The following is a 15,915-nucleotide window of genomic DNA, read 5'->3' as shown; positions in this document are numbered from 1 at the left end:
GCCCAAGAGGGCCGCCGACACAGGGAGACAGACCCGTATCGTGACCGCATCCGACAGAGCCGTCCAGCTCGTCCAGATCGCCGCCGAAGCCGCGGCCGACAAGCTGGCCGATGACATTCTCGCCTACGACGTGAGTGAGCAACTCGTCATCACCGACGCGTTCGTGCTCTGCTCCGCCACCAACGACCGCCAGGTCCGCGCGATCGTCGATGAGATCGAAGACCGCCTGCGCATCGAGGCCGACGCCAAGCCGGTACGCCGCGAAGGCGAGCGCGAGGGGCGCTGGGTGCTCCTCGACTACATCGACATCGTCGTGCACGTGCAGCACGAGGAGGACCGCACGTTCTACGCCTTGGAGCGTCTCTGGAAGGACTGCCCGGCCATCGGGCTGCCCGAGAGCGTCACCAAGACCGCCGCGCAAAGGGCGCGTTCGTGAGCCGACGCATCGTCTGCCTGCGCCACGGGCAGACCCTGTGGAACGTCGAGCACCGCTTCCAGGGCCACACCGACATCGCCCTGGACGAGACCGGCCTGGCCCAGGCCGCACGCGCGGCCTCGCTGCTGGCCTCGCTGCGGCCCTCGCTCATCGTCTCCTCCGACCTCAGCAGGGCCAACGACACCGCGCTGGCGCTCGGCCGTCTGGTCGGGCTCGACGTCTCGGTCGACAAGGACCTGCGTGAGCGCGGCGGCGGCCGATGGGAGGGGCTCACCCGGGAGGAGATCGCCGAGCGCTGGCCCGCCGAGTACCTCGCGTGGGACGCGCCCGACGGTGAGCCCGTCGCCGACGTCGCCGAACGCGTCTCGGCGGCCATGCGCCGCTGGGCCGCCAAGCTCGACGACAACGGCCTGCTCGTCGTCGCCTCGCACGGCGCCGCCCTCCGCCTCGGCATCGCCTCCCTGCTCGGCCTGCCGGAGGAGCTGTGGCCCGCCCTGGGCGGTCTCGGCAACTGCTCCTGGTCGGTCCTGGAGGAGGGCCGCAAGGGCTGGCGCCTGCTCGAACACAACGCCGGCACCCTGCCGGAGCCCATCAACAGCGACGACGCGGAGTCCTGAGCCGGTCGATTAGGTGAATTCGGAGCGCTGCCTATATGCTCTCCGAGCGCCGCCACGAGAACACTCGCAGCGGTGACCAGGGGCTATAGCGCAGCTGGTAGCGCACCTCCATGGCATGGAGGGGGTCAGGAGTTCGAATCTCCTTAGCTCCACAGGAATGGACTTGTCCCTGTGTCCCTTGGGCGCGGGGACATTTCTGTTTTCCGGCCAGGCCGCGATCCCGCCCCTTCGGGCCCTCGCATTGTTCAGTCGGCCCCCGTGCGCAGTGATTCCGGCAGCCAGGGTGTTGCTCGTGCCCAGCTCAGGTCGAACTCTTTGGCGTAGTAGTCGATCCAGCCTGTGTCTTCGGGCTTCCGGAGGAAGACATGCGGCCGGGAGTCCATCGCTCCTTGGCCGTTCTGGAACTCGACGACCATGGTGGCGTGTTTGGTGCCGCTGTCGATCCCGAAGAGTGAGTGGGGCAGGAAGGCATCTGTGAGACGGACTTGGAGCCTTCCCTCGTGAAGGGCGTTCCGAAGTTCGGAGAGATGTTCCAGCGAGAGATTGGTGAGGTTGGCGGGCGTCGAGAGCCCGGCCTTCGTACCCGTGAACAGGGTCTGGGCCGGAGACGCGGGATCCATCAGCAGGATACGCATGCGGCAACCGGCCTCCAGGCGCTCTCTGTAGAAGGTCATGTGCGGGATGATCGCCGAGGTCGCGTGAACGGCGAGAAGCAGGATCTCCTTCGCATGTGCGGCCTGCGCCGGAACACTGGGCATCTCGATGCGGCTCCGCAAGGTGGAGGAGGCCTTGATGTCGCTGAGACGCCTGTTCAGCTCGCCGAACAGGGTCGCCCTCTCCACGAGCGCGTCGACGCCGAGCAGGCCCAGCAGCGCGATGATGACCTGTTCGGCAAGTGTGGCCTGGAAGACGCCGAGCAAATCGAGAACGAGCGCACAAGCCGCGGCCAGCAGGGTCATCAGCGGCAGCACGCGCGAGAACCTGATGTTCGACAGACGCGCAGCCGGTGTCCTCATGCGCGCCTCCACGCCGGTCGGTGCAGATCGCGTCATGCGACCTGCACCCATGCTGACACCGCGACTGTGCTTTGCGTATCCCCGGATGGCGGTCGTGATCGTCAGCGATACCGGAGACATCGCGTGAGCTCGACACGGCCGTTCGTGGTCGCCCCCTCAGGCTGCTCCCACATGGGTGTGGTGGTCGTGTGTGGACTCGGCCTGGTCGAGGAGGGGGAGGGCGAAGTCGGCGTATGTGATGCGGGAGGCGGGGGCGGCGGAGGTGTGGAGGGTGTAGTGGCCTCTGGGGGTGCCCGTGTGGTCGAAGTCGCCTGCCGGGCTTACGTACACCCAGGACAGGGAGGTGGCTTCGGTGTGGAGTACGGCGAGGCCTTCGGCGTGGGACAGGCAGAAGGGGCGGAACTCGGGGGGAAAGCCGGGTGTGTCGAGAATGCGGGTGCCGTCGGGGCCGGGCAGCAGGGACGACAGGCCTGCGGTGACGAGGCGGGGGACGCCGGCCTGGGCCAGGCCCTTGACGAGGGCGTGGGCCGCGTCGGCGAAGAACGTCTCGGGGGTGAGCGACGCGGCCGTGTTGATCGCGGCGTCGTGCCCGGCGGCGAGCGAGGCGACGTCGGACGGGTCGGTGACGTCGCCCGCGGCGATGCGGACGAGGCCGTCGGAGGGGCCTTCGTAGCGGGACGGGTCGCGGAGCACCGCGGTGACCTGGTGGCCGCGGCGTACGGCTTCGGCGACGACCTGACGTCCGGCCCGGCCGCCCGCTCCGAAGATCACAAATCTACTCATGTCTGGAATACCTCCCGTTGGCGCGATGCTCCGGAAAGGTAGCCGAGAGGCGGGTTACCACCTGGATACCGCCCGCCTCGACCGGGTACCGCCCGCCTCGACCGGGTACCGCCCGCCCCGACCGGATACCGCCCGCCCCGAGCCCTGCCCCCGCCGAGCCCCAGCCCCCGCTCACCCCTCACCCCCCGCTCACCGCCCCACAGGAGTACACGTGAAGCAGCCGCTGCCCGCCGATCTGTTCGACGAGTTGTGTCCTTCGGCGTTCGTGCCGTTCCGGTTCGGTGACAAGTGGGCCGCCCTCGTCCTGCGATGCCTGGAGGGCGGCCCGCGGCGCTTCTCCGAGCTGCGTGTGCCGCTGCGTCGGGTCACCCCGAAGGTGCTCACGCAGTCGCTGCGCGGACTGGAGCGAGGCGGGTTCGTCTCGCGCACGGTTCACGCCGATCCGCTCGCGGGGGTGGAGTACGCGCTGACGCCGCTCGGAGTCGGCATGCTGGAGCCGCTGTACGCCGCCTGTGCGTGGGCCACCGAGCACTGGGACGAACTGCTCGACGCACGGGAGCGCGGCGAGGCGGTCAGCCTGCGGGACGCAGCATCGCCCACAGGGTCGGGCCGCCGTCGGGAAGCGTGATCTCCTGTGTCACCTTGAACCCGAAGCGCTCGTAGTAGGGCACGTTGCTGTCCTTGCTGCTCTCCAGGTACGCCGGGACGCGCGAGTCGCTCAGCTTGGCCTCAAGCAGCGCACGCCCGGCGCCCTTCCCCTGAGCCGAGGGCAGCGTGCCGATCTGCGCAAGGTACCAATGCGGCTCGGCAGGACGGAACCGGCGGACCGTGGACTCCAGCTTCTGGCCGAAGGACACCCGCGAGCCCATCGAGGACATGAAGCCGGGCATCGCCAGCAGCGTGCGAAGGAACGGCTGACGGTGACCCGGCGGGTCCCAGATGGCGGCGCCGATCATGGTGTCCCCGTCGAAGGCGGCATCGGCGACCGGATGCACGTGCTTGGCCAGAACGGCGAACATCGGCCCGGCGTCACGCCCTTCGAGCATCCAGCGGATGACCGGGTCGTCGCGGAAGGCCTGGCCGAGGACCTGGCCCAGTGCCTTGGTGTCGTGGGATGGGGTGACGCGCATCAATCCTCGATCCATGAACCGTGGAACCCGGCCGGTACGCGGCGCGGAAGCCGTACGGAGGCGACGGTGGACAAATCTGTGGCGTCCAGGACCAGCAGGGCCGAGCCGGTGATGGACAGCAACCAGCCATGATCCTCGCAGACGTCGCCCGAGGGGACGAAGACGGCCTCTCCCGTCCGCTGCCCGGTGCGGTGGGTGCGGGTGGCGCCGGTGCGCAGGTCGTACTTGACGATGGCGTCGTCGGCCACCGCGTACAGGTGGTCCCCGGCGAGCCCGGTGTGGCGCTCGTTGATCGTCGGGAACTCGATCGACCGGTCGTCCAACTGCTCCTCGGCGGCCAGCCCGGTGGCGGGGTCGAGCGTCCAGCGGTGCAGTACGCCGCCCGTGGCCTCGGCGGCGGGCACGGCAGCCCCGCCGATCTCGCGCCAGGTCGAGGCGAAGGCCTCGGGCGTGTACCTGACGGCGTCGAGCACGATGCGCCCGGCCGCGTCCTGCCGCGCGTTGCCCACGTGGAAGACGTAACACGGATCGACGTCGTACCACCGCACGGCCCCTCCAGCCTTGGGCATGACCCCGATCCTGGCCCCGTACCCCTCGTCGAACCGGTACGGCATGCCGGACCCGGCCAGCGCGAGGTCGAACACGACCGGCAGGTCCAGCCAGACGACATGGTCGGCCGTGATCGCGAAGTCGTGCATCATCGTCGGCCCCGGCACCTCGACCTGCCTGCTCTCGACGAGCACCCCGGAGGCGCTGAGCCGGTGATAGGTCAGATACGGCGCGAAGAACCCGTAGCCGAACAGATGCAACTCCCCGGTGACCGGATCCTCCTTGGGATGCGCGGTCATCGCCGTCGTCAGCCCGCCCCCGAAGTCACACGGCCCGACGGTCTCCAGCGAGGGCGTGAGCTGGTACGGCAGGCCGCTCTCGACGAGGGCCAGGATGCGGCCGGCATGCCTGATGACGTGGGTGTTGGCAGGGGTGGCGGTCAGGTCGACCACGCCCTGCTCGCTGACGTAGGAGGCGCCGCGCACGAGCCTGGAGGTACGCACCCAGCGGTTGCGGTACCACTCGGCGCGACCGGCACGCAGCCGGATGCCGTGGATCATGCCGTCGCCGTTGAACCAGTGGCCGGGGTCCTGGCCGGGCGGCGGGTTGGGCCCGTTGCGGAAGTAGCGTCCGGTCAGCTCGGGCGGCAGCGTCCCTGTGACCTCCAGGTCCAGGGCGTCGATCTCGTCGGGCACGGGGGCCAGATGGCCTTCGAGGTAGGCGGGCACGGGGGAGTCCTTCCTGCGGGCCGGGACCGTCAGGCCCTGGCCATGGCCGTCTTGGGATAGCGGGCGGTGAAGGCGGCGGGCACGGCGATCGAGGCGATCTTGATGACGATCACGGCCACCGTGGTGTGCGGGTAGGCGGCCAGCAGCACGGTCAGCGCGACGGCCGCCAGGACGAAGCTGATCGTCCAGGCGGAGGTGACGACGACATTGATCCGGCGAAACAGCGGCGAGTCCCAGACCTCGGCCGGAGCCACGGTCCTGGCGATGCCCAGGGTGAAGGGCCGCCCGATGAGCAGCGAGCCCCCGGCGGTGAGCGCCAGCCATGCGTTGACCAGCGCGGGGCCGTACCTCACGAAGGTGGCGTCCGGCCAGGCGAAGGAGATCACGGTGATGAGCGTGAAGAACACGGCCGCACTGAGCGGGATGACCAGCTCGTCCCACTGCCTGCCCGCTCGCCGTTCGAACAGCAGCACGCCCGCGGCGGCGGCCAGGCCGATGATCGCGCCGTAGCGCCACTCCTCGCCGGTGGCGACGATCGCGTAGGCGATCCAGGGCAGGAAGCCGAGCAGGGCACGGATCATGGGGAGTGCTCCTTCGAGGTTCCACGTTCGACAGGTCGAAAGTAGAACCTCCACTCATGACCTGTCAACAGTGGAATGTGGACGGTAGGGTGGCCCCATGAGCCTTCGTCACGCGATTCTCGGACTGCTGGCCGAGCAGGACGCCAGTGGCTACGACATCGTGAAGATCTTCGAGATCTCCCTGGCCAACGTCTGGCCCGCGACCCAGAGCCAGATCTACGGCGAGCTCGGCAAACTCGCCGACGCCGGCCTGGTGCGGGTGTCGGCCGAGGGCCCGCGCGGGCGCAAGGAGTATGCCGTCACCGACGCCGGCCTGGCCGAGCTACGGCACTGGATCGTCGACGTCGAGCCGGTCAGGACGCGCCGCAGCGACATGCTGCTGCGCGTGTTCTTCCTCGACCTGGTCGGCCCCGAGCAGGCCAGGCAGTACCTCGTCGCGCAGAGCGCAGGCCTGCTGGAGCAGAACCAGGAGCTGATCGCACTGCGCGAGAGCCTCGCGCACGAGGACAGCCCGCTCTCGGTCAACGGCAGGCTGGCCCTGGAATGGGGGCTGCGCTTCAACGACATGCAGCGCGAATGGGCGCTGTGGGCCGCCGGCCAGATCGGGCGGCGGACCGCCGGTCAGTAGGGCTTCGGAGCCGGGCGACGGGTGGCGAGCGCCGCGATGAGCAGGCCGAGCCCGATGCAGTAGATCACCATGAGGATCAGGCTCAGCAGGCTGTTGATCATGCCGAACTGCTGGGCGCCGAAGCTGTCGATCACATAGGGCAGCGACAGCATCCTGGCGGCCTCCAGGACGGTGTTGAACAGCAGCACCAGACAGCCGCCGAGCCCGAGCGCCGCGGCCCTGGCGTGCTCGGCCCTGGTCCTGGAGATGAGCACCGCACCCACGGCCAGCACGATCATCGGGGGCAGGAAGAAGACGACGTTCAACAGGTTCGCGATCGAATTCATGAGCCCCGACGCTACGGCATCCGCCCGCCCCCGGGCCAGCGTCCGGAGGGGCCCGCACCGGCGACGGCACGGGCCCTGCGGGTGATCAGAGCGAGCGCAGGTAGGGCAGGGACGGCATGAAGAAGTACTCGCCGCCGCGCATCGTGACGGTCTGCTTCACCTGGGGCTGCGGCGGTGACAGCTCGGGCCTGTCCCAGACCTTCGGGAAGCGCACCTTCAGCTCGCGTGCGCCCTGGCCGATGACCGGGTCGTGCCCGGTGCCCGGCCGTTCGAAGGAGGGGTTGTTGGCCCAGCTCTGCTGGGTGAACTCGAACTGGCCGGTCAGGCTCGAGTTGAACGCCATGAACAGCAGTCCCACCTCGCCCGACGGCCTGCTCTCCGGCGGCGCCTCGTCCCACGGGTCGTCGGTGCGCTCGCCGTAGGTCTGGCCCCTGCGCGCCATGATGACCTCACGGCCGAACGAGCGGGGATTGGTCTTGCGCACGTGGCCGCCGAACGGGCACCTGGCGCCCTCGTCGCCGTCGTAGACGAAGTCGTTGGCCACGGGCCCGCCGCCCGCCAGCGCCCTGCTGGTGACGGGCGTGCCGTCCTTGAACCTGCCGACCAGCATCGCACCGGCCCTGCTGCGATCGGCGCCCTTCAGCCCGAGCTCGTCGGCCAGGTCGCGCTCGATCTCCTTGAACGCCCTGACGTTCTGCTCCAGCTTGCGGAAGACGAAGTAGCTGCCGAAGTGCCGGTCCTTGTTCGGCCCGAACGGATCGGCGACGAGCACGTTGCTCAGCGGGAAGGTGGCGTTCCAGTGCTTCTGCGGCTCGGCCTGGGAGTCGTCGTGCAGGAACAGCGGCTGGCTGCGGCCGTCGACATAGCCGAAGTGCTCGATGCCGTCGCCCGCCGGGTTGCGCATGCCCTTGCCGCTCTCCTCGCCGAGCAGCCTGGCGCTCTGCGGCAGGGTGGCCACGATCTCGTCGCGCACGGCCCTGGCCCTGGCCTCGTCGCCGTCGCCGACCAGCACGACGGCGTGGATCTCGCGCTGGAAGACCCACTCCCACTGGTCGACCGGCGGGTCGTCCACCTCGGCCGTGCGGCGCTTCATACCGTCACGGAAGGTCAGGTCGCCGAACTTGCGCATGTCCTCGACCGGGTGCCCCAGGTCGCGGTATCCGGCCCTGCTGATACCGATCCCGACGTACGGCGTGCCGTGCCTGCCGTGCGTCTTGAAGTCCCTGATCTCTTCCAGGTGCTTGCGCGCCGACTTCATCTTGGTGGTGGCGACGTTGCGCAGGAAGCGCCGGCCTTCCTTGACGTCGTTGAACCGGATGAACAGCACCGACAGGTACTCGCGGACGTGGGCACGCAGGATGTTCGGCTGAAGGGTGTTCAGCATCTCCTTGGTGTCCGCGTCGAGCTTGGGCGAGTCCCAGGCGAGTGGTTGGTCGTTGTTCAGATCGACTGGCATGTGTGGCTTCTCCCCGGTGGTCGTGGTGACGTGCGGGCCCCCTTGGTGCGTTGAACTGCTAAGTCAGACGACCGAGTGCGGGCGCGTGTTGCCCGGGTAGGGGGTCGCTAGGGGATGAGCAGGGGTGTCCCCGGCCCGGGGAAGGAGCCGGGGACAGGACGAAGGAGGCAGGGGGAGAAAAGAAAGGTGGGGCGGCCTCGCGCGGTCCTGGCAGATGGACCGGGCGGGCCGCCCCTGGGGAGTGGTCTGCCGATGTCAGCTCGCGCGAGGGGCGCCGACCCGACTCGGCGCCGCACTCGCGCGACTGCATGACCACACATTGCCGCACCTCAGGCGGCACAGAAAGGGTGTTGAGCCTCCGTTAAGGAAGGCTTATGACGATCTTCAGTCCGGTCACCGCCCGACCGTCCTGAAGCGCGGAGTACGGCGCTGCGGCCGCTGCTCGGGCTCGCCAGTACGGAACCACAGCTGCGCCTGAGCCCCGCCCAGCGCCGAGGAGTCGAGCCTGAACCAGCCGCCAGACGACTCGGCCAGCCTGCGGGCGATGTCCAGGCCGAGGCCGGTCGAACCGGCGCCGCTGGTGCCGCGCTGCATCGCCGCGTCGGGGTCGCGGATGCCGGGTCCGGCGTCGGCGATGATGATGCCGGTCATGCCGTGGCCCTGGTGCAGGGTGACGGTGAAGGCCGTGCCCTGCGGGGTGTGCCTGAAGACGTTGCCGAGCAGGGCGTCGACGACCGCGACGAGCTCGGAGGCGGCCACGGGCACCCGTACGGTGCCGGTGGCGCCGTTCAGCTCCCAGGGGCGCTGCTGGTCGTCGGCGAGCGCCGACCAGAACGTCAGCCGCTCGCGCAGCACCTCGGCGGCGTCGCAGTCGGTGAACTCCGGCGCCCGCGACGGGCCTCTGGCGGCCGAGATGATGACGTCGACCTCGTGTTCGAGCCTGGCCAGCGACTGACGGCTGGACTCGGCGCCGGGTCCCAGGTGGTCGAGGCTGAGCCGCAGTGCGGTCAGCGGCGTGCGCAGGCGGTGCGACAGGTCGGCGGCGAGTTCGCGCTCGGCCGCGAGCAACTGCACCACGCGATCGGCCATCGAGTTGAACGCCTCACCGGCCGCGACCAGCTCGGGCGGCCCTTCGGGCGCGATGCGGATGCTCAGGTCCCCGGCGCCGAGCGCGGCGGCGGCCGAGCCGAGACGACGGCTGGAGCGCACCACCCTGGAGCCGAGCCGGTCGGCCACCACCAGCGAGCCGATCACCAGCGCCAGCGCGACGCCGCTGAGCAGCGCCCACGAGGTGCCGACGCCGCGCACGGTGTCGGACTCGGGCACGAACACCTCCACCACCGCGACCCGATCCCCGCCGAGCGCCACCGGCCGCAGCAGCACGTAGCCGTCGGCCTGCACGATGTTGGCGGCCTTGGTGAGCACCCTGGCGGCCGTCAGATCGGTCTCGGCGGCCCTGGAGTCGCCCACGGGCAGCCCCTGGGGCGGGTGCACGGCCAGCAGCCGCCGCCTGCCCGCCTCGGTGCTGGCCATGGCATGGGCGAGCTTGGCGGGCGTCGTGGTCAGGGCGAGCACCGGCACCAGCGCCGTCGCCTGCTGGTCGGCCTCGATCAGGGCCTTGTCGTGTGCCAGGTCGGTGACGATGAGCCCGAGCGGTATGAGGAAGGCGAGGGCGATCATCGAGGTCGCCGCGATCACCATGAGGGCGAGCGTCTTGCGCATGGGGATCAGGCCTCCGTCGCGGGCGCGGCGCTCAGCGGGGCGCGCACAGCATGACTCCGACCCCGCGGACCGTGTGCAGGTACCTCGGCGCGGAGGCGCTCTCGCCGAGCTTGCGCCGCAGCCACGACAGGTGCACGTCGATGGTCTGGTCGTCGCCGTAGGACTGCCGCCACACCTCCGTCAGCAGCTCCTTGCGCGTCACCACGCGATCGGCCCTGGTGGCGAGATAGGCGAGCAGGTCGAACTCCCGCCTGGTCAGCGACAGCGGCATGCCGTCGAGCCCGGCCTCACGCCGGTTGACGTCGATGCTCAGGCCGCCGATCGTCAGCACCTGCGGCGCGGGAGCCGACCTGGCCCTGCGCAGCACGGCGTCGAGCCTGGCACCGAGATGGTCGCCCGAGAACGGCTTGACGAGGTAGTCGTCGGCACCCGCCTCCAGCAGCCGTACGATCTCGGCCTCGTCGTCCCTGGCCGTCGCGACGATGACGGGCACGTCGGAGATCCCGCGGACCATGCGCAGCGCCTCCGACCCGTCGAGGTCGGGCAGGCCGAGGTCGAGGATGACGGCGTCCGGTGGGCGCTGGGCTATCTCGCGCAACGCGTCGAGCGCGCAGCCCGCACTGCGCACCGCGTGATGCCGTCTGTCGAGCTCCTGGATCATCGCCGACCTGACGAACTCATCGTCTTCCACCACGAGAACCGTCGCCATGCGTCCCTACCGTAACCGTAGTCACTCATAATGCTGCCCATGCGTCGAACCATCGGATATGCCGCATTGTGGTGCGGTGCGACCGCCGCCGCCATAGGCGTGGCGTGGTACGGCGTGCGCGACGTCCTGCACAGCGAGCTGTTCGGCGACCAGGTGGTGACGTCGGGGCTCGCGGGGCGCTTTGCCGAAGAGGGTCCTGACCTGCCCACTCCTGTGCCGAGTGCCACCCCTGTGAGCACGCCGTCGGCCACGCCTGGCCATACCGAGAAAAGGGTGCCTCCAGCGACCCCACCTGTCCAGCCAAAGCGGGAGCCCCAACCTTCTCGCACGATTTCGCAACCTTTCAAAACGCCCGACAAGAGCGCCCCCCAGACCCGTGCGCCGGTCATGGAGCGCCCTCCCACCCCCGCGACGACCACCCCGCAAGCGAGCGCACCCGCTTCGGTGCCCAAACCGGCGCCGAGCGCGACCACGGCCGCGGCCGTCGCGCCGACGCCGACCCAGCAGGCCATGGCGGCCCAGGACCCCGGGGTCAAGGTCGTCAAGATGAAGGGCGGCGAGGTGGCGTTCAGACTGACCGGCACCGGCTGCGTCCTGGTCTCGGCCACCCCCATCAGCGGCTACTCGGCCAATGTCACCGAGCAGAACGGATTCATCAGGGTCGACCTCTATCTGGGCAACCACGGCTCGTCGGCGTTCTGCATCAGCGCCGAGCAGCGCACCGACAGCTGGGAGTACTAGACAGCCGGGAGCACTGGAACGCGTGCACGAGCACGGCCGCGGCGGGCAGAGCCGCGGCCGTGCTCATTCGCGTGCGGTGAGTTCGTCCAGGTAGGCGGCGGCCGATCGCAGGTCGTCCTCGGTGAACACCCTGATGCCGTGCTGCCCGAGCAGTGCGGTCGTGACGCCCTGACCGGGTATGCGACGCCCGCCGAACGTGCCGTCGTAGATGCTCAGCGCGCCGCACGACGGACTGCCCTCCTTGAGCACGGCCATCCTGATCCCGAGCGAGCGCGCCGCCTCCAGCGCCGCACGCGCCCCGGTGACGAAGGCGGCCGTCACGTCCTCGCCCGCCGTGGTCAGCACGCGTGCCGTGCCCGCGAGCACGGCCGCGCCACCGGCGCCCGCCTCGATCTCGGCCGCCGCCCTCGGCGTCGGCAGCCCGCCCTCGACCTCGGGACAGAACGGCACCAGCCGCCCCTCGGCCCGCCAGGCGGCCAGCACGGCGTCGCCGCTCGTCTTGGCCCCGCCGTCGTAGCGCACACGCCGCCCCATCAGGCAGGCGCTGACCAGGATGCGTTCCACGCCGCTCATGCTACGGGGCACGCCCACGCTGGCGAAGGCACCGGACAGGTGGGGCGGTAGCCTTTTGCGCGATATGAATGCAACCCTCGCGACCTGCGTGATCGTCGGGTCGCTGCTGCTGGCCCTGGTGAGCCTGATCGTCGCCATCCGCGACCGGCCGATGGGCGTGATCCTGCTCGGCGGCTTCGTCGTGCTCGAACTCGCCGTCCTCGTGCAGGCCGGGTTCACCGTGGTCGCCTCGCTGTCGGGGCAGGGGCCGCGGGAGCACGTCACGCTGTACGGCTATCTGGCGGGCGTCGCGCTGATCCCGCCCGCCGGGGTCTTCCTCGCGCTGGCCGAGCGCAGCCGGTGGGGTGCGGCGATCCTGGTCGTGGCCGGGTTCGCGGTCGCGGTGATGACGGGCAGGCTGCTGCAGATCTGGCAGGGCGTGGCGTGAGCGTCGAAGGCATCGGCACGGGGCCCGGCCGGGCGCTGGTCGCCGTCTACGGGCTGTTCGCCCTGGCGGCGGGGGCCCGGGCGGCGGTGCAGATCGCGACCAGGTTCGACGAGGCGCCGCTGGCGTACTCGCTCTCGGCGTTCGCCGCCGCCGTCTATCTGCTGCTGACGGTCGCGCTGGTCCGCGGCGCGCGGCGGGCGGCGTTGTGGGCGCTCGGTGTGGAGCTGGCCGGTGTGCTGGTGATCGGCACGGCCAGTGTGCTCGACCCCGAGGCCTTTCCCGCCGCCACCGTGTGGTCAGCCTACGGCAGGGGGTATGCGTTCATCCCGTTGGTCCTGCCGGTCGTCGGCCTGCTGTGGCTGGCGCGCCGCAGGCGTTAGGCCCGGCGCCTCAGGGGCAGTGGTGCTCCCGTACCCCACAGGAGGAGACGGAGACGATGAGCACCATCGAGCACACGGTCGAGGTGGCCGTGCCCGTGCGGACCGCCTACAACCAGTGGACGCAGGTCGAGAGCTTCCCCGAGTTCATGGAGGGCGTCGAGACCGTCAAGCAGCTGACCGACACGCGCACCGCGTGGGTCGTCGAGATCGCGGGCGTACGCAGGGAGTTCGAGGCGGAGATCTTCGAACAGCGGCCGGACGAGCTCATCGCCTGGCGTTCGCTGGAGGCGCCGCACCACGCGGGGTCGGTGTCGTTCAGGCCCGTCGGCGCGGCGACGACGAGTGTGACGCTGGAGATGGAGTACGACCCCGAGGGCTTCCTGGAGACGGCCGGAGACTGGCTGCAGATCGTCAAACTGCGGGTCCGCAACGACCTGGAGCGCTTCAAGACGTTCGTCGAGGCGCGGGGCGGCGAGACCGGCGCGTGGCGGGGCAGCGTGCCGGACCAGGAGCCGCCGCTGACCTCGGGTCCTCTCGTGTAGCGCCGGTGGCGCAACTCACAGTCAGGCCCTCTCCCGCAGGCAGGGAGGGGGCCTTCGCGCGTGCCGGGGTCGTTGGGGCGGGGGGACAGGAATAACGGTGCAGTTTGCTCCTGTTACGATGGTGACTCAACCAGTCATCCCATGATTCCATGAGTGGAGGATTTGAGCTCGCCATGAGTGTTCTCACGCAAGAGTCCAGAGGCCGTACCGGACCGCTGCCCTGGTTGCTCGTGCTGGGAATCGTGCTGGCCGCGCTCAACCTCCGCACGGCCGTCACCAGCATCGGGCCGCTGCTCGACCAGGTCGCGGGCGGTCTCGGCATGTCCGGGGTCGGCACCGGGCTGCTCACCACGCTACCGGTGCTCATGTTCGCCACCGTCGGCGCGATGACGCCCGCGCTGTCCAGGCGCGTCGGCGAGCACAGGCTGCTGCTGCTGTCGCTGCTCACACTCGGCGCCGGTCTCGCCATCAGGGCGTCGGTCGACTCCGCGCAGGTCTTCCTGCTGAGCAGCGCCCTGGCCCTGGCCGGAGGGGCGGTCGGCAATGTGCTGATCCCCACGCTGATCAAGCGGCACTTCCCCGGCAAGGCCGGGATGATGACCACCGTCTACACCACGGCGCTGGCCGTCGGCACCATGCTCGCCGCCGCCGCGACCGTGCCCATCGAGCGCGCAGCCGACGGCAACTGGCACATCGCGCTCGGCGTGTGGGCCCTGCTGGCCGCCGTCGCCGTACTGCCGTGGCTGGCCCTGCTGCGCAGTGAGCCCGCGCGCGACACCGGCGCCAGGGACGCGGGCCCGAAGCGGCTGGTCCGCAGCAAGCTGGCCTGGGCCGTCGCGTTCTACTTCGGCAGCCAGTCGATGATCGCGTACATCATGTTCGGCTGGCTGGTGAAGATCCTCACCGACCAGGGCTACACGACCGGGCAGGCCGGGCTGATCCTCGGCGCGTTCACCGCGTTGAGCATCCCGATCTCGCTCGTCGTGCCGTCGCTGGCCACCAGGTTCGCCGACCAGCGTCCTGTGGTGGTCGGGCTCGTCGTCTTCTATGTCACCGGGTTCCTCGGGCTGTGGCTGGCTCCGGCCTCGACGGCGTGGATCTGGGTGCTGTTCGTCGGCGTCGGGATGGGCTCCTTCCCGCTGGCGCTCACCATGCTGGCCCTGCGCACGCGTACGGCCGAGGCCACCGCCGCGCTGTCGGCGTTCGGGCAGAGCGCCGGGTACCTCCTGGCCGGGGCCGGCCCGCTCGTCGTCGGCGTGCTGTACCAGGCGACGGGCGGCTGGACGCTGCCGTTCCTGCTCGTGTTCGCGGTGCTGGCGATCCAGCTCGGCACCGGTCTGTACGCCGGGCGCGACCGCTATCTGGAGGACGAGGGCGCGCTGCTGGACACCGGCAGCGGCTTGGGCGCCGACGGGGGCCGCGCAAGCCGCAGCGAGGTCGCGGCGCGATAATCGAGGCGTGGACTCAACACGCGTCACCTTCCCGCAGGGCCAGGTCAGCGGCCGTTCGGAGATCGTCTCGGAGATCGTCGAGGTCGTGCCGGCAGGGGACCGGCACGGCCTCGTGGTCGTCGAGACGCCCTTTCATCCGCTCGACCACACCTGGCCGGACCAGCCCGCCGACCGGGGGACGATCGGCGGGGTGGCGGTCGTGGACTGCGTGACGGGCGCGGTCGATCTGCGGGACGACTCGCGGCGGGTGCTCCTCGGGGCCGAGATCCCGGTCCGGCGGGGGAGCGAGGGCTGGGCCTGGCTGGTGGTCCATCTCGTCGACGCCGCACCTGCCTCGGGGCCGGAGGTCGAGCTGCTGGTCGACGCCGGGTACCGGGCCGCGCTTTCGGCCGGGCACTCCGCCTGTCACCTGGCCGCGCTCGCCTTGAACGCGGCGCTGGCCGATCGGTGGAGCAAGGACGCGCCGCTCGACTCGCTCGGGCATCCGGACTTCGACAAGCTGGCCATCACCTCCTCGCGGATCTCCGAAGGGGCGAGCGTCGATGTGTACCGGCTGGGCAAGTCGCTGCGCAAGAAGGGCTTCGCCGCCGCCGATCTGGAGGTCGACGCCGTCGCGGCCGAGGTGGGCGACACGCTCAAGCGATGGGTGGCCGCCGAGGCGCCGATCCGGGTCGAGGTGCCGGACCCGTCGCTGACCGCCAGGCGCAGCTGGCACTGCGCACTGCCCGAGGGGGAGGCGTCCATCCCGTGCGGCGGCACCCACGTGTCCGGCACCGGTGCGCTGGGCACGGTCTCGGTCGCCCTGGAGCTCTCCGGCGACGGCACGGAACTCGTCATGCGGACCGGCGTCAGCATCGGTTGACAAATCTGCGCTGTCAGCACATGCTGACACCATGGACGTCACCGACCTCGCCTCGGCCGCCACCGACCGCGACCCCGGCACCGGCCTCGCCGCCGTGGCCGCGCTCAGGCACCTGCTGGAGGAGCTCGAAGCCGCCCACGTCACCACCGCGCGGGCCGGAGGCTGGTCGTGGGAGCAGATCGCGGGCGCACTCGGCGTCACGCGCCAGACCGTCCACCGCAAGCACGCCCGCCGTCTTCGCTGACCGCGTTCTCTGGA

General features: G+C 70.3%; 21 protein-coding genes and 1 tRNA gene. 12 read left to right on the top strand and 10 right to left on the bottom strand.

Annotated features, from left to right (window positions below; genetic code table 11):
- Positions 1 to 40 precede the first annotated feature (40 nt).
- The 3 genes from rsfS to ACTWNK_RS33945 all read left to right on the top strand — a co-directional run bounded on the left by rsfS (position 41) and on the right by ACTWNK_RS33945 (position 1,205).
- On the top strand, positions 41 to 436 hold the full coding sequence (gene rsfS, locus ACTWNK_RS33955; RefSeq protein WP_474309001.1) for a ribosome silencing factor: 396 nt from the start codon (positions 41 to 43) through the stop codon (positions 434 to 436).
- Positions 433 to 1,053, top strand: coding sequence for a histidine phosphatase family protein (locus tag ACTWNK_RS33950; protein WP_474309000.1), 621 nt, complete (start codon positions 433 to 435; stop codon positions 1,051 to 1,053). The genes rsfS and ACTWNK_RS33950 overlap by 4 nt, the downstream gene beginning before the upstream one ends.
- A 79-nt stretch (positions 1,054 to 1,132) precedes the next feature.
- Positions 1,133 to 1,205: transfer RNA gene (locus ACTWNK_RS33945), tRNA-Ala, on the top strand.
- 93 nt (positions 1,206 to 1,298) lie between these two features.
- Here the strand turns inward: ACTWNK_RS33945 and ACTWNK_RS33940 are convergent.
- Both ACTWNK_RS33940 and ACTWNK_RS33935 read right to left on the bottom strand, forming a co-directional pair.
- Positions 1,299 to 2,069 (bottom strand): hypothetical protein, encoded by a 771-nt coding sequence (locus ACTWNK_RS33940; protein WP_474308999.1) that lies wholly within the window; start codon positions 2,067 to 2,069, stop codon positions 1,299 to 1,301.
- A 156-nt stretch (positions 2,070 to 2,225) separates the two neighbouring features.
- Positions 2,226 to 2,852, bottom strand: a complete 627-nt coding sequence (locus tag ACTWNK_RS33935) for an NAD(P)-dependent oxidoreductase (RefSeq protein WP_474308998.1) — start codon at positions 2,850 to 2,852, stop codon at positions 2,226 to 2,228.
- A gap of 211 nt (positions 2,853 to 3,063) precedes the next feature.
- Between ACTWNK_RS33935 and ACTWNK_RS33930 the strand changes: the two genes are divergently transcribed.
- Entirely contained in the window at positions 3,064 to 3,480 is a 417-nt protein-coding gene (locus tag ACTWNK_RS33930; protein WP_474308997.1) for a winged helix-turn-helix transcriptional regulator, read from the top strand.
- On the opposite strand, the gene ACTWNK_RS33925 is transcribed toward ACTWNK_RS33930, so the two are convergent.
- From ACTWNK_RS33925 to ACTWNK_RS33915, 3 genes are read right to left on the bottom strand one after another with little or no spacing between them, the layout of a single operon-like run.
- A complete protein-coding gene (locus tag ACTWNK_RS33925) occupies positions 3,425 to 3,982 on the bottom strand; it encodes a GNAT family N-acetyltransferase (protein ID WP_474308996.1) in 558 nt (185 codons plus the stop codon). The two genes, ACTWNK_RS33930 and ACTWNK_RS33925, sit on opposite strands and share 56 nt — an antisense overlap.
- Complete coding sequence (locus ACTWNK_RS33920; protein WP_474308995.1) at positions 3,982 to 5,259, bottom strand: carotenoid oxygenase family protein; 1,278 nt, start codon at positions 5,257 to 5,259, stop codon at positions 3,982 to 3,984. Before ACTWNK_RS33920 ends, ACTWNK_RS33925 begins: the two co-directional genes overlap by 1 nt.
- A gap of 29 nt (positions 5,260 to 5,288) precedes the next feature.
- The gene (locus ACTWNK_RS33915; protein ID WP_474308994.1) at positions 5,289 to 5,840 is read right to left on the bottom strand and encodes a hypothetical protein; all 552 of its coding nucleotides are present in this window, start codon (positions 5,838 to 5,840) and stop codon (positions 5,289 to 5,291) included.
- A gap of 97 nt (positions 5,841 to 5,937) precedes the next feature.
- Between ACTWNK_RS33915 and ACTWNK_RS33910 the strand changes: the two genes are divergently transcribed.
- Positions 5,938 to 6,468 carry a PadR family transcriptional regulator gene (locus tag ACTWNK_RS33910; protein WP_474308993.1) on the top strand — a complete coding sequence of 177 codons (531 nt, stop codon included), beginning with the start codon at positions 5,938 to 5,940 and terminating at the stop codon, positions 6,466 to 6,468.
- Here the strand turns inward: ACTWNK_RS33910 and ACTWNK_RS33905 are convergent.
- From ACTWNK_RS33905 to ACTWNK_RS33890, 4 genes are all read right to left on the bottom strand, one after another.
- The gene (locus ACTWNK_RS33905) at positions 6,462 to 6,794 is read right to left on the bottom strand and encodes a hypothetical protein (RefSeq protein ID WP_474308992.1); all 333 of its coding nucleotides are present in this window, start codon (positions 6,792 to 6,794) and stop codon (positions 6,462 to 6,464) included. The genes ACTWNK_RS33910 and ACTWNK_RS33905 overlap by 7 nt on opposite strands.
- Positions 6,795 to 6,879: 85 nt before the next feature.
- Positions 6,880 to 8,250 carry a Dyp-type peroxidase gene (locus tag ACTWNK_RS33900; protein ID WP_474308991.1) on the bottom strand — a complete coding sequence of 457 codons (1,371 nt, stop codon included), beginning with the start codon at positions 8,248 to 8,250 and terminating at the stop codon, positions 6,880 to 6,882.
- 393 nt (positions 8,251 to 8,643) lie between these two features.
- Positions 8,644 to 9,972: a sensor histidine kinase gene (locus ACTWNK_RS33895; protein WP_474308990.1), complete on the bottom strand. Its 1,329-nt coding sequence runs from the start codon at positions 9,970 to 9,972 to the stop codon at positions 8,644 to 8,646.
- 31 nt (positions 9,973 to 10,003) lie between these two features.
- Positions 10,004 to 10,681: a response regulator transcription factor gene (locus ACTWNK_RS33890; protein ID WP_474308989.1), complete on the bottom strand. Its 678-nt coding sequence runs from the start codon at positions 10,679 to 10,681 to the stop codon at positions 10,004 to 10,006.
- 387 nt (positions 10,682 to 11,068) lie between these two features.
- On the opposite strand from ACTWNK_RS33890, the gene ACTWNK_RS33885 reads away from it, so the two are divergent.
- The gene (locus ACTWNK_RS33885) at positions 11,069 to 11,422 is read left to right on the top strand and encodes a hypothetical protein (protein ID WP_474308988.1); all 354 of its coding nucleotides are present in this window, start codon (positions 11,069 to 11,071) and stop codon (positions 11,420 to 11,422) included.
- Positions 11,423 to 11,485: 63 nt separating this feature from the next.
- On the opposite strand, the gene ACTWNK_RS33880 is transcribed toward ACTWNK_RS33885, so the two are convergent.
- Positions 11,486 to 11,986 (bottom strand): 2-thiouracil desulfurase family protein, encoded by a 501-nt coding sequence (locus tag ACTWNK_RS33880; RefSeq protein WP_474308987.1) that lies wholly within the window; start codon positions 11,984 to 11,986, stop codon positions 11,486 to 11,488.
- 73 nt (positions 11,987 to 12,059) lie between these two features.
- Here ACTWNK_RS33880 and ACTWNK_RS33875 point away from each other — a divergent pair, with 73 nt between their 5' ends.
- The 6 genes from ACTWNK_RS33875 (at position 12,060) to ACTWNK_RS33850 (ending at position 15,901) form a co-directional block, all read left to right on the top strand.
- A complete protein-coding gene (locus ACTWNK_RS33875) occupies positions 12,060 to 12,422 on the top strand; it encodes a hypothetical protein (RefSeq protein WP_474308986.1) in 363 nt (120 codons plus the stop codon).
- On the top strand, positions 12,419 to 12,802 hold the full coding sequence (locus ACTWNK_RS33870) for a hypothetical protein (protein ID WP_474308985.1): 384 nt from the start codon (positions 12,419 to 12,421) through the stop codon (positions 12,800 to 12,802). The genes ACTWNK_RS33875 and ACTWNK_RS33870 overlap by 4 nt, the downstream gene beginning before the upstream one ends.
- Before the next feature lie 56 nt (positions 12,803 to 12,858).
- On the top strand, positions 12,859 to 13,344 hold the full coding sequence (locus ACTWNK_RS33865) for an SRPBCC family protein (RefSeq protein ID WP_474308984.1): 486 nt from the start codon (positions 12,859 to 12,861) through the stop codon (positions 13,342 to 13,344).
- Between the two features lie 173 nt (positions 13,345 to 13,517).
- On the top strand, positions 13,518 to 14,795 hold the full coding sequence (locus tag ACTWNK_RS33860; RefSeq protein ID WP_474308983.1) for a CynX/NimT family MFS transporter: 1,278 nt from the start codon (positions 13,518 to 13,520) through the stop codon (positions 14,793 to 14,795).
- A 7-nt stretch (positions 14,796 to 14,802) separates the two neighbouring features.
- Complete coding sequence (locus tag ACTWNK_RS33855; RefSeq protein WP_474308982.1) at positions 14,803 to 15,657, top strand: alanyl-tRNA editing protein; 855 nt, start codon at positions 14,803 to 14,805, stop codon at positions 15,655 to 15,657.
- A gap of 31 nt (positions 15,658 to 15,688) precedes the next feature.
- Positions 15,689 to 15,901 (top strand): helix-turn-helix domain-containing protein, encoded by a 213-nt coding sequence (locus ACTWNK_RS33850; RefSeq protein ID WP_474308981.1) that lies wholly within the window; start codon positions 15,689 to 15,691, stop codon positions 15,899 to 15,901.
- Positions 15,902 to 15,915 lie beyond the last annotated feature (14 nt).

This window comes from Nonomuraea sp. IBHARD001 (assembly GCF_056106265.1).
Note: the sequence above shows the minus strand (reverse complement) of the source record. Positions and strands in the feature narration are given on the sequence as shown.